This window comes from Flavobacterium sp. (assembly GCF_046296355.1).
Lineage (GTDB): Bacteria > Bacteroidota > Bacteroidia > Flavobacteriales > Flavobacteriaceae > Flavobacterium.
The window spans coordinates 15,062-28,477 of sequence record NZ_JBKBLM010000035.1 but is presented as its reverse complement, the minus strand read 5'-3'; the positions used below and the strand labels follow the sequence as shown (position 1 = coordinate 28,477).

Below are 13,416 nucleotides of genomic sequence, written 5' to 3'. Positions count from 1 at the left end.
TTAGGTAAATAAATCCTAAGAAACCAAACATCAAGTAACCGTTAACTTTGTTATCGTTATCGTTTGCCACTTGTGTGTCATTCACATTTCCACCAACTTGAGTTAAGTCGAATATTTTAGTTAACTGCCATAGGGCAACTGCCAATAAAACTACAACTATAAGTATCAAAAGAGTTGTCATTTGTAATTTACTTTAAATATTAATAATGAAAATGTTTACTTTCTTCGATGAAAGGATTTCTTTTTGGTACCAATGGTGCTTTTGTCAAGGCACTGAATACCACAAAAATGAACAACCCAAGGAAAAATAATATGGCTGATATTTCAGGGATTCCTATGAACCATCTGTCTCCTACTGTTGCCGGCATAATCATGTTGAAGAAATCAACATAGTGACCGAATAAGATAACAATACCTGCCATTACAATAATCCAAGATATACGTTTGAAATCAGTATTGATTAATAACAATATTGGGAATACAAAATTCATGGCTACCGCTCCGAAGAAGGGCAAGTTGAAATCTTCAATTCTTGTTTTGAAATAAGTTACCTCTTCCGGTATATTTGAATACCAAATCAACATGAATTGAGAGAACCATAAGTAGGTCCAGAATACACTAATACCAAACATGAATTTTGATAAATCGTGAATATGACTAGAGTTTACATTTTCTAAATAACCTTTAGATTTTAAGTATAACGTCACCATAGAGATGGTTGTAATACCGCTTACAAAGAAACTGGCAAATACGTACCAACCGAACAATGTACTGAACCAGTGTGGGTCAACTGACATGATCCAATCCCATGACATAATAGATTCTGTTACGATAAAGAATACTAAGAATGCCGCTGACATTTTGAAGTTCTTTTTGTAGAAAGAGTTGTCTGTAGCTTCATCTTGTGCCAAACAGTTCTTTCTTGATAAATGTCTGTATAAATTCCATCCTGCTATAAAGATAGCTGCTCTGACAATCCAGAACGGGAAATTCAAATAACCTGCTTTACCGGCTATTAACGCGTCATAATTTTCATGTCCAACTTCAGTCACACCATCATTCATCCAAACGAATAAGTGATTGAAATGGAAACCAGACAATAGCAATAAAATAAAGAAGATGATAGAACCTGGTAATAAATAAGCCGTGATTCCTTGCATTACTCTGAATAAAACCGGAGACCAACCTGCTTGTGCTACTTGTTGGATAGCATAGAAAGCTAAAGCTCCCAAAGCAATCAACATAAAGAAAAGACAAGCTACATATAAGGCTGCCCAAGGTTTGTTTTGTAATTGGTGTAACACGTGTTCAGCATGTTCTTTATGGTCGTCATGTCCGGCACTTGCTTTAGCATCATGCCCTGCTGGTTCAGCATGTGCTGCCGGAGTAGTTGGTTCAGCATGCGCCACAGTTGTAGTGGTGTCGTGTGCTACAGAATCAACTGCTGTCTCGCTTGGTGTAGCAGTAGCCACAGGTTCAGCATGCGCTTCGTGTGTTGCAGTTTCTGCTTTCGCTTCATGCGCTGGAGCGGCTTCGTGACCACCACCATGATGCTCAGCTTCTTCCGCTTTTAACATAGCCTCAACTTCATGAATATCTTTTGGTGCAGTTAAAAAACCATAACCAATCCCAAGGATACCTACGATCATTAGGACAAAAGAAAAGGTTTTTAATTTACTTGAAAATGTATACATATCTATAACAATCTGTTTGTTCTACAATTATAATTTGCTTTTAAGTTGCATTACATAAGCGGCAACTAGCCAACGCTCTTCCTGACTTAATTGATTGGCGTGAGAACCCATTGAGTTCAAACCATAAGTCACTACATGGAAAACACTACCTTCATTGATCACTCTGTCGGCATAGCTTGGTACTCCTAAGAATTTTTCTTGCGTTACCAGTTTTCCTTTTCCATTTCCTTCGCCACCATGACAGATAGCACAGTAAATACCGTAAAGCTCTTCCGCTTTTTTCATATCAACTTGAGTTGCATCAAGTGGTGATTTTGGATTTAAAGCTTTTATTGCTGCTAAAGCTTCCGGTGTGTTTGGATATTCATAAGGAACAAATCCTCTTTTTATCGAACCTTCAGCAGGAATTTGACCTTCTTTACCTTTTTCACCTGTTGGAGAATTGAAAGCATCTGACTCTGAATAGGTTTCATAAGCCACAGATTCGTACATGTTTGGCATATATTGATAGTTTGGTTTCAAATCATCTTTACAAGAGGATAAAGAAACGATGATACCCAATACAAATGCTATTTTAAGTAAACTTTTCATATCTATTATTAATGCTTATCAATTACTTTTACTTCAACTGCTCCAGTGCCTTCGAAGAATTTTACCAATTCTGCTTCATTGTCGTGAACAGCTACTTCCATTAAGAAGTGGTCATCAGTAGTTCTTACATCAGGGTTTTCTGCGTCTTTGAATGGCCATAATCTACTTCTCATGTAAAAAGTGATTACCATTAAGTGGGCTGCAAAAAATACAGTCATCTCAAACATTACCGGTACAAAAGCCGGCATGTTTTGAATATAACTAAAACTTGGTTTTCCACCAATGTCTTGCGGCCAATCTGAAATCATAATGTAGTTCATCATAACCGTTGCCACAGTTAAACCGATACATCCATAGATGAACGCACAAATGGCTAAACGTGTTGGTGCCAATCCCATCGCTCTGTCTAAACCGTGAACAGGGAAAGGAGTGAAAACTTCCTCAATATGATGATGGGCTGCTCTGGTTTTGTGAACCGCATCCATTAATACATCATCATCATTGTATATTGCGTGTATAACTTTATTACTACTCATAGCAAATATTAGTGTTTATCTGAATGATTATGTCCTTCTGCTTCTCTTTGTCTTTTATAATTCTCTCCTGATGATTTCAAGATTGTTTTAACCTCTGCTTGTGCAATCACAGGGAATGTTCTCGCATATAAAAGGAATAATACAAAGAAGAAACCAATAGTACCGATGAAGATACCAATATCAACAAAGGTTGGTTGAAACATCGTCCATGATGATGGAAGATAATCTCTGTGCAATGAGGTTACGATAATTACGAAACGCTCAAACCACATACCGATATTTACCACAATCGAGATGATGAAAGAGAACATAATACTTGTTCTTAATTTTTTAAACCACATGAATTGTGGAGAGAATACGTTACAAGTCATCATCGACCAGTAAGCCCACCAGTAAGGACCAGTTGCTCTGTTCAAGAAAGCGTATTGTTCATACTCAACTCCTGAATACCAAGCTACAAATAACTCAGTGATATAGGCAACCCCAACGATAGAACCCGTAATCATGATTACAATGTTCATTAATTCGATGTGTTGAATCGTGATATAAGCTTCTAATTTTGACACTTTTCTCATGATGATTAACAAAGTGTTTACCATCGCGAATCCTGAGAATACCGCTCCAGCAACGAAATACGGAGGGAAAATAGTTGTATGCCAACCCGGAATTACCGAAGTAGCAAAGTCAAAGGATACAATAGTGTGTACAGAAAGTACCAATGGTGTTGCTAAACCTGCCAATACCAAAGAAACTTCTTCGAAACGTTGCCAGTCTTTTGCTCTACCGCTCCATCCGAAAGATAGGATAGAATAAATTTTCTTAGTAAAAGGCGTTACTGCTCTGTCTCTCAACATCGCGAAATCCGGTAATAAACCTGTCCACCAGAATACTAATGATACCGAAAGATACGTTGAAATCGCAAATACGTCCCAAAGTAACGGTGAGTTAAAGTTAACCCATAATGAACCGAATTGATTAGGAATCGGCACTACCCAATAAGCTAACCATGGACGACCCATGTGGATGATTGGGAATAAACCTGCTTGAATTACCGAGAAGATGGTCATTGCTTCTGCAGAACGGTTAATTGCCATTCTCCATCTTTGACGGAATAATAATAATACAGCTGAGATAAGTGTTCCAGCATGACCGATACCAACCCACCAAACGAAGTTAGTGATATCCCAAGCCCAACCTACAGTTTTATTTAAACCCCAAGTTCCAATTCCGGTTGAGATAGTATATACAATACAACCTATTCCCCAAAGGAAAGCGGCTAATGCAATTGAAAATACTGTCCACCATTGTTTGTTGGCTCTACCTTCTACAGGCGCAGCGACATCTACTGTTACATCGTGATAAGATTTATCACCTATAACTAAAGGTTTTCTAATGGGTGCTTCGTAGTGAGACGACATAATCCTTTATATTGTTTCTTAATTAATTATTTTTTGATACTAGGTATTTCTAACTTTAACGTGATAAAAAACGTTTGGTTTTGTTCCCACACTTTCTAATAAGTGGTACATTCTCTTGTCTTCGGCCAACTTAGCAACTTTACTTTCTTTATTGTTAACGTCACCAAAAACCATCGCACCAGTTGTACAAGCAGAAGAACAAGCGGTTTGGAATTCTTCCACGGCTACTTCTCTACCTTCACGTTTTGCGGTTAGTATTGTTAATTGTGTTTTTTGAATACACATTGAACATTTTTCCATAACTCCACGAGAACGAACATTGACATCCGGATTTACTACCATACGACCTAAATCATCATTCATGTGGAAATCAAATTCTTCGTTATTGCTGTATAAGAACCAGTTGAAACGACGTACTTTATACGGACAGTTATTGGCACAGTAACGAGTACCAACACATCTGTTATAAGCCATTTGGTTTTGACCTTGACGACCGTGAGAAGTTGCTGCCACTGGACAAACAGTTTCACATGGTGCGTGGTTACAGTGTTGACACATTACCGGTTGGAACACTACTTGTGGATTGTCCGCAGGACTTTCCATATCTCCAAATCCGCCTAATGATCCTTTTTCACCAAACAAACCATCAAATTCTTTTTTCTTCTTGTTGTCTCCTGCAAAAGTTTCTTCAGAAGAATAATATCTATCGATACGCAACCAGTGCATATCACGGCTTCTTCTAACTTCAGATTTTCCAACAACAGGAACATTGTTTTCAGCATGACAAGCAATCACACATGCACCACATCCGGTACAGGCATTCAAGTCGATTGATAAGTTGAAATGATGTCCAACCGAACGATCAAACGATTCCCATAAATCAACCGAAGTTGCTTTTACTTCTTTGTGATCCAATGAAACCATCGGTGACGGATTCCATACTTCAGGCTCATCAAATTTGGCAGTGAAAACAGTTAAAGTAGTTTCTTTGATAATATCACCTCTACCCATTAAAGTTTTTTGAGACTGAACACAAGCAAACTCATGCTCACCATCGGCTTTAGTTAAAGTAGCTGATTGAACGTTATCAAAGTTATTATATAAAGCGTAAGCGTTAACACCTACTTGCATTTCTTCTTTTAAAGCGGCTTTTTTACCGTATCCTAAAGCCAAACCGATTGTTCCAACGGCTTGACCCGGTTGAACTATTACCGGAGCAGTGATAGAAGTATCACCAACTTTTACAGTAGCGTAACTTCCGTTAAGACCACCATTGGCAACGATTTCATTCGTTAATCCTTTTTTATCAGCATCTGCTTTTGAAACTGTAATATAGTTATCCCAAGATACTCTTGTAATTGGATCAGGGAACTCCTGTAACCAAGGATTGTTGGCTTGTTGACCATCTCCTAAACCTGTTTTAGTATACAATACCAATTCAAATCCGTTAGCTGGTTTTGATTGTGCCAAAGCATTGGCAGCAACTGAATAATCTGCCGAACCACCGGTAGCAGCTGAAGCTACACCAACAGACACACCATCATGAACAGCTTTGTTCCAAGTCAATCCGTTTAAGTACGAAGCAGAATTTGCTTTGATATAATCATAGTAAGAAGTGCCATTTCCATTCCATGACAACAATCCTTCTTGGAATTGTTTTGAACTGAATAATGGTCGAATCGTTGGTTGCACTAAAGAATAAGTTCCTTTAGTCAACATTAAGTCATTCCAAGACTCCAGATAGTGAGGAGCAGGAACAGCTATATTGGTAAGTGAAGCGGTTTCGTCTTCTTTTAAAGAGAACGCTACAGATAATTTAACTTTTTTCAATCCTTCAGCAAAGGCTTTTCCGTTGGCCAAAGTGTAAACCGGATTTACGCCACTCATAATTAAAGTATGAACGCTTCCCGCAGTCATATCTGTTAACAATTGAGACACTTTTGCATCTGAACCTTTTCTAATTTGACGCGTTCCAGAAGTTGAGAATGCCTCACTAGCCAGTTTTTGGTTAATAGCTAAAACCAATAACTGAGCATTTTTATCTTGAATACCCGAAACCAAAAGTCCTTTAGAACCGGCAGCTTTCAATTGTTGGGCTGCTTTGGTAACCGCATCTTCGTTGGCTACTTTACCAACAGAAACTGAGGAACCCGTTATAATATTGTATATTTTAACTAAAGCTAATTTTTGATTAGCGACAGTCATCGGCACACGTTGATCAGCAGCAGCGCCAGACAAAGTCATATTGGCTTCAAACTGAAAGTGTTTTGACATTTTACCTTTTTGTGGAATTCTTCCTTGCGCATAACCGCTATCAAAACCACCACCTTGCCAATCTCCTAAGAAATCTGCACCGATAGAAACAACAGTGTTTGCTTTAGAAAAATCATAATCAACTAAGGCTCTTTCACCGTAAACTGCTTCAAAAGCATCTAAAGCGGCAGATTCAGAAACTGAATCGTAAACTACGTGCTTGGCGGTTGGGTTTTGAGCAATAAATTCAGCGATTAATTTTTCAGTAGATGGACTTGCCAAAGTGCTGGTTAACAAAACAACTTGTCCGCCTTTTGCTTTAGCTTCAGCCAAACTTGCTTTGATTTTTAAATCCGCTTCTTTCCAAGTAGCGTCTTTTTGACCCACCTTAGTTACTTTAAGACGCATGCTATCATATAATGACAATACAGAAGCATGAACTCTTGCATTGGCAGTAAACTTGGCACCGGCTATGGTATTGTTTTCAATTTTGATTGGACGACCTTCACGTGTTTTTACCAATAAATTAGCAAAATCAAAACCATCAAACATAGAAGTTGCAAAATAATCAGCAACACCAGGGATAATTTGTTCCGGTTGTAAAACGTAAGGAATAGATTTGTGTACCGGACCTTCACAAGCAGCTAAAGTAGCAGCGGCTGTACTGAATCCAACGTATTTCAAGAAATCACGACGAGTTGTTGAAGAAGAAGATAATGAATCTTTGTCTGATAAGAATTCATCTGTTGGAATCTCTTCCACAAATTCATTATTTCTAAGCGTCTCAACAATAGAACTATTTTCGTTTAGTTCCTCAACACTTTTCCAGTATTTTTTGTTCGATGACATCGTATATAAATATTAGCTTCTTAATAATTTGATTAATAGTGGCACTTACCACACTCTAAACCTCCCATTTGTGCTGCAGTCAATTTGTCTACACCATATTTTTTAGAAAGCTCTTCGTGAATTTTAGTGTAATAAGCATTGCCTTCCATCTTAACGTCTGTTTCGCGGTGACATTTAATACACCAACCCATTGTTAATGGAGCAAATTGTTTTTGGATTTCATACTCTTGCACCGGACCGTGACATTTTTGACATTCGATACCCGCAACCGTTACGTGTTGTGAGTGATTGAAATAGGCAAAGTCAGGCAAATTGTGAATACGCACCCATTTAACAGGTTTTGTTTTTCCGGTGTATTTTTGAGTAGCCTTGTCCCAGCCTACAGCATCATATAATTTTTGGATTTCACCATCATAAAATGCTTTTGTATACTCTGGAGTTGCTGTAGTATCAGCCACTTCTGAAATGTTTTTGTGACAGTTCATACAAACATTCAACGAAGGAATACCGGCGTTTTTACTAACTCTGGCAGCAGAGTGGCAGTATTTACAATCGATACCGTTACTTCCGGCGTGAATTCTGTGTGAATAGTGAATTGGTTGAATTGGTGCATAATCTTGGTCAACACCTACTTGCATCATCCAGCCATATACAAAATAACCGCTTGATAACAATAAGAAGATTGAAGCTACTAAAACCAAAAATTGGTTTTTCGCAAAGGCTTTCCAAATTGGCAATGACGCCTCTTTTTGAGCTACTTCAATTCCATTAACTTTAGCAACTTTAGTTAACACATTGTTCACAAAGAACAACATGATTACCAACATAAACATCACTAAAGCCAAAGCGCCAAGAATTACATCGTTAGACAATCCGCTTGAGTCTGCTGCTGTTCCGGGAACACCAGCTGTTCCATTCGGACCAGGCACCACTTCTGCTTTTTTCTCATCGGTGTAAGCAATGATATTGTCAATATCAGCTGTTGTCAATGTTGGAAATGAAGTCATTACTGACTTGTTGTATTCCTCAAAAATTGCAACTGCTTTTGCATCTCCGGATTTAACCATAGCAGAGCTGTTGTTTACCCATTTGTAAATCCAAGCCATGTCATACTTTGCCGAAACACCTCTTAACGCAGGACCGGTCATCTTCTTATCAAGAGCGTGACAGGCTGCACAATTAGCGTTGAACAAAGCTTTACCAGCTACAGGATCACCTCCCATAGTTGCCGCAGGAGCTGCTGTTGCAGGAGCTGTTGCTGCTGCGTCGGTTGCCGGCGGTGTTGCTTGTGAAAATGAAGTGAAGGAGAATGTTAGCATCAAAGCTAAACTGAAGACTATTTTCCTTGAAATCGAATTATGGTTACCCACTTTTTTCATATAATATAATGATTATCGACTAATGTTGGCATGGTTTTTTCTGAACCTATTTTCAGTTAAAATTCCATGCTTTATTAAAAACTTGCACAAAAATACGACTTATGAACTATTCTCAAAACCTTAAATATATCTTAAATATCAATTTATATTAATTCTAAATAACAAATACTGTTTTGTTTAATTTTTTAAGTTTTACATTTGTATAAAAATCAAATCATTATGAAATATTTCCCTAAAACTAAGCTCGTTTTTACTGCTATTGTTGTTTTCTTTTTAACACAAAAAAGCTTTGGTCAAGAGGCAAAAGTAGCTGTAAGTCAAGATCCAAAGTTTGAACAATTACTAAATGAAAAAAGAAAAATAAACAGTTCTATCACCATCAATGACCGCTATAAAATTCAGATTTTCAATGGGGACAGCGAAAACTCCAAAAAAACGTTGATGGATTTCAAAAAAGAAAACAAGAATATGGACGCTACAATTGTTTTTAGCACACCGGCTTATAAAGTTTGGGTTGGCAATTTTAAAACCCGAATTGAAGCTGAAAAGAACTTAGAACTACTCAAGAAGAAATTCCCGAATGCGTTTTTAATTAAACCCAATAAATAAAAAAAGCCCCGAATAAATCGGGGCTTTTTCTTTAGTATTATTTCAACTTTTTCTTCACTTCCACTTCTTGGAAAGCTTCGATTAAATCTAGTTGCTCAATCTCGTTGTAATTCTTAATTTGAATACCACAATCGTATCCTTTGGCTACTTCTTTCACATCGTCTTTGAAACGTTTTAAAGTAGCTAATTCACCTGTGTAGATAACAACGCCTTCACGAATCAAACGAATCTTAGAGTTTCTGAAGATTTTACCATCCGTAACCATACATCCGGCGATAGAACCCACTTTAGATACTTTGAATATTTCTCTGATTTCTGCTGTACCGGTAATTTCTTCTTTCATTTCCGGTGACAACATACCTTCCATCGCGTCTTTCAAGTCGTTAATCGCATCGTAGATAATTGAATAACTTCTGATGTCGATTTCTTCTTTTTGTGCCAATTGACGAGCATTTCCCGCAGGACGAACGTTAAATCCGATAATAATTGCATCTGAAGCAGAAGCCAACATTACGTCGGTTTCTGTAATTGCTCCAACACCTTTATGTATAATATTGATTTGGATTTCTTCCGTAGATAATTTAGAGAACTCACTTGAAAGTGCTTCCACAGAACCATCCACGTCACCTTTAAGGATAATGTTCAATTCTTTAAATTGACCTAAAGCAATACGACGACCAATTTCCGCCAAGGTAATATGACGTTGTGTTCTCACCGATTGTTCGCGCATTAATTGTGTACGTTTAGCGGCAATTTGTTTCGCTTCTCTTTCGTCTTCAAACACGTTGAATTTATCTCCTGCAGTTGACGCGCCATCCAAACCTAAAATAGAGATTGGTGTTGACGGTCCGGCTTCTTTTACACTGTGCCCTCTTTCATCGTGCATGGCTTTCACCTTACCGTGATTTTTACCGGCCAAAACGTAATCACCCACTTTCAAAGTTCCTGATTGTACCAAAATTGTTGATACATAACCTCTTCCTTTATCTAATTGAGCTTCCACTACAGTTCCAACTGCCAGTTTATTTGGGTTTGCTTTTAAGTCTAATATTTCAGCTTCAAGCAATACTTTTTCTAATAATTCTTTAACACCGGTTCCTTTTTTCGCAGAGATATCGTGTGATTGGTATTTTCCACCCCAATCTTCAACCAATAAATTCATGGCCGCTAATTTCTCTTTAATTTTTTCCGGATTCGCGCCTTGCTTATCAATTTTGTTGATGGCAAAGATCATAGGAACTCCGGCTGCTTGTGCGTGACTAATAGCCTCTTTCGTTTGTGGCATGATGTCATCATCCGCCGCCACTACAATAATGGCGATATCGGTAACTTGAGCACCACGAGCACGCATTGCGGTAAACGCTTCGTGACCCGGTGTATCCAAGAAAGTGATTCTTTGTCCGCCTTCAAGAGTAACCGCATAAGCACCAATATGCTGAGTGATTCCTCCCGATTCTCCGGCGATTACGTTTTCATTACGAATGTAATCCAGCAAGGAAGTTTTACCGTGATCTACGTGACCCATTACAGTTACAATAGGCGCACGAGTAACTAAATCTTCCGGTCTGTCTTCCACCACTTCCATCGTTTCTTCGATATCGGTTGTGATAAATTCTACTTCATAACCAAACTCATCGGCAACAATAGATAAAGTTTCTGCGTCTAAACGTTGGTTCATGGTTACCATGATTCCCAATGACATACAAGTTCCAATTACTTTGGTAATCGGCACATCCATCATGGTTGCAATTTCACCTACGGTAACGAATTCGGTTACTTTGATTGTTTTGCTTCCTTCTTCAAGCGCTTGCATTTCGTCTTCATTTCTTTGACGGTGCGTATCACGTTTGTCTCTTCTGTATTTGGCTGCTTTAGATTTGTTTCCTTTTCCTTGAAGACGCTCTAAAGTTTCTTTAATTTGGTTTTTAACTTCCTCTTCGGTTGGCTCTACTTTTTGAACTATCGCAGGACGAGCTCCTTTTTGGAATCCGCCACCCGGTTTGTTACCAAATTTATTAGCGCCACCACCTTGAGTATTCCCACCACCACTTGTGATAGCCGGCTTATCTCCCGGTTTTGGGGCAATTCTTTTTCTTTTATTTTTATTGGCGTTGTTGTTCGCGTTTTGTGCCGCTGTTTGTCCGGCACCCGGAGTTGCAGGTTTGTTGCCGTCTTTTTTGAATTCCTCTTTTTTCTTTTTAGGCTTATTGAATTGAGATAAATCAATTACCTGTCCTGTTAAAGTAGCACCTGACAATTTTTGATATTGTGTAGTGATGGTTTCATCAATTGGTGCTTCTGTAGAAGAAGGTTCTACTTTAGGCGTTTCTTCTTTTTTCACTTCATCAACCGGAGCCACTTCTTTCTTCTTGATAACATTTTCTTGTGGTTCCGCTGCGATTTTTGGTGTTTCCACCGGTGGGACTGCAATTGGAGCTTTTGGCTCTAAGTCGATTTTACCAACTTGTTTCGGACCGGTAACTATGGCTTTCGCTTTAACTACCTCTAATCTTTGACGCTCTTCATCTGCTTTACGCTTGTCCTCAATTTCTTTTTCTCTTTCTAGTCGAAGTGCTTCTTTTTCTTTTCTGATTTCTTCGCTTACGCCTTTAGAAGCTTCTTTGTTTCCTTTGTCTCCGGCAAATTGACCACAAAGAATATTATACACATCATCGGAAATTTTTGTGTTTGGACTTGCTTCAATAGCAATGCCCTTATCCTTAAGATAATCCACAGCTCTTTCCAAAGAAATATTTAATTCCCTTAAAACTTTATTAATTCTAATATTTCCTTCAGACATAAAATCTTTTTAATGTTTATCTATTTTGGCGAAAGAATTAGTCCTCGAACTCTTCTTTCAATATTCTTATTACTTCTAAAATGGTTTCTTCTTCTAAATCGGTTCTTCTCACTAAATCAGCAACATCTTGATTCAGAATACTTCTGGCAGTATCCAATCCGATTTTAGCAAATTCATCGATTACCCATCCGTCGATTTCATCTGAGAACTCTGTTAATTCTACGTCATCTTCTTCTGCCGTAATACCTTCGCGAATTACATCTAATTCATAACCGGTCAATAATCCGGCCAATTTGATGTTGTGACCGCCACGACCAATCGCTTTAGAAACTTCTTCTAATTTCAAGAACACTTCCGCTCTTTTTTTCTCTTCGTCAATTTTAACCGAAGATACTTTCGCTGGACTTAATGCTCTTGTGATATACAACTGTAAGTTGCTGGTGTAGTTGATTACGTCGATGTTTTCGTTTCCTAATTCACGAACAATACCGTGAATACGAGAACCTTTCATACCAACACAAGCACCAACAGGATCTATTCTATCGTCATAAGAATCAACGGCTACTTTTGCTTTTTCACCCGGAATTCTCACTACTTTTTTAATCATGATTAAACCATCGAAAACTTCCGGAATTTCTTGTTCAAATAATTTCTCCAAAAATTTATCTGCCGTTCTCGACATGATGATTTGTGGTTTATTCCCTTTCAATTCAACACTTTCAATGATACCTCGAACGTTATCTCCTTTACGGAAAAAGTCAGACGGGATTTGTTTTTCTTTTGGCAACACGATTTCGTTTCCTTCATCATCCACCAAAATTACAACTCTTGGACGAACGTGGTGCACTTCGGCGGTGTAAATTTCGCCAATTAAATCTTTAAATTGTTTATAAAGATTGGTGTTATCATGTTCGTGTATTTTAGAAATCAAGTTTTGACGCAAAGCCAAAATCGCTCTTCTTCCTAAATCGATTAATTTCACTTCTTCAGAAACCTCCTCGCCGATTTCAAAATCGGGCTCAATTTTTCTGGCATCAGTCAGGGTAATTTCTTCGTTTTCTAAATCCAAATCGTCATCAGCAACAACAATTCTTCTTCTCCAAATCTCCATATCACCTTTATCAGGATTGATAATGATGTCAAAATTATCATCAGAACCGTATTTCTTTTTTAATGCGTTTCTAAATACATCCTCCAAAATCGCCATAAGCGTTACTCGATCAATAAGTTTATCATCTTTAAACTCTGAAAATGACTCGATTAATGCAATATTTTCCATGCCAAATT

Annotated in this window: 9 protein-coding genes and 1 pseudogene; 1 reads left to right on the top strand and 9 read right to left on the bottom strand. The window is 38.0% G+C overall.

The genetic code is table 11. The features are described from left to right. From ACK4HO_RS11715 to ACK4HO_RS11685, 7 genes and pseudogenes are all read right to left on the bottom strand, one after another. Positions 1-181: pseudogene (locus tag ACK4HO_RS11715) on the bottom strand (cytochrome c oxidase subunit II); the annotation flags it as partial. Between the two features lie 19 nt (positions 182-200). Further along, positions 201-1,694, bottom strand: coding sequence for a quinol:cytochrome C oxidoreductase (locus ACK4HO_RS11710; protein ID WP_409666012.1), 1,494 nt, complete (start codon positions 1,692-1,694; stop codon positions 201-203). A 27-nt stretch (positions 1,695-1,721) separates the two neighbouring features. Next, positions 1,722-2,285: a c-type cytochrome gene (locus tag ACK4HO_RS11705; RefSeq protein ID WP_409666010.1), complete on the bottom strand. Its 564-nt coding sequence runs from the start codon at positions 2,283-2,285 to the stop codon at positions 1,722-1,724. An 8-nt stretch (positions 2,286-2,293) separates the two neighbouring features. After that, entirely contained in the window at positions 2,294-2,821 is a 528-nt protein-coding gene (locus ACK4HO_RS11700; RefSeq protein ID WP_409666008.1) for a DUF3341 domain-containing protein, read from the bottom strand. 8 nt (positions 2,822-2,829) lie between these two features. Continuing rightward, entirely contained in the window at positions 2,830-4,239 is a 1,410-nt protein-coding gene (gene nrfD, locus ACK4HO_RS11695; protein WP_187658904.1) for an NrfD/PsrC family molybdoenzyme membrane anchor subunit, read from the bottom strand. Between the two features lie 39 nt (positions 4,240-4,278). Beyond that, positions 4,279-7,341 carry a TAT-variant-translocated molybdopterin oxidoreductase gene (locus tag ACK4HO_RS11690; protein ID WP_409666005.1) on the bottom strand — a complete coding sequence of 1,021 codons (3,063 nt, stop codon included), beginning with the start codon at positions 7,339-7,341 and terminating at the stop codon, positions 4,279-4,281. Between the two features lie 32 nt (positions 7,342-7,373). Further along, complete coding sequence (locus ACK4HO_RS11685; RefSeq protein ID WP_409666003.1) at positions 7,374-8,720, bottom strand: c-type cytochrome; 1,347 nt, start codon at positions 8,718-8,720, stop codon at positions 7,374-7,376. Between the two features lie 219 nt (positions 8,721-8,939). Between ACK4HO_RS11685 and ACK4HO_RS11680 the strand changes: the two genes are divergently transcribed. Further along, positions 8,940-9,329 (top strand): SPOR domain-containing protein, encoded by a 390-nt coding sequence (locus tag ACK4HO_RS11680; protein ID WP_409666002.1) that lies wholly within the window; start codon positions 8,940-8,942, stop codon positions 9,327-9,329. A gap of 37 nt (positions 9,330-9,366) precedes the next feature. Here the strand turns inward: ACK4HO_RS11680 and infB are convergent, their stop codons facing one another. Beyond that, positions 9,367-12,129, bottom strand: coding sequence for a translation initiation factor IF-2 (gene infB, locus ACK4HO_RS11675; RefSeq protein ID WP_409666000.1), 2,763 nt, complete (start codon positions 12,127-12,129; stop codon positions 9,367-9,369). 37 nt (positions 12,130-12,166) lie between these two features. Continuing rightward, a complete protein-coding gene (nusA, locus tag ACK4HO_RS11670; protein ID WP_187658909.1) occupies positions 12,167-13,408 on the bottom strand; it encodes a transcription termination factor NusA in 1,242 nt (413 codons plus the stop codon). Positions 13,409-13,416: the final 8 nt, after the last annotated feature.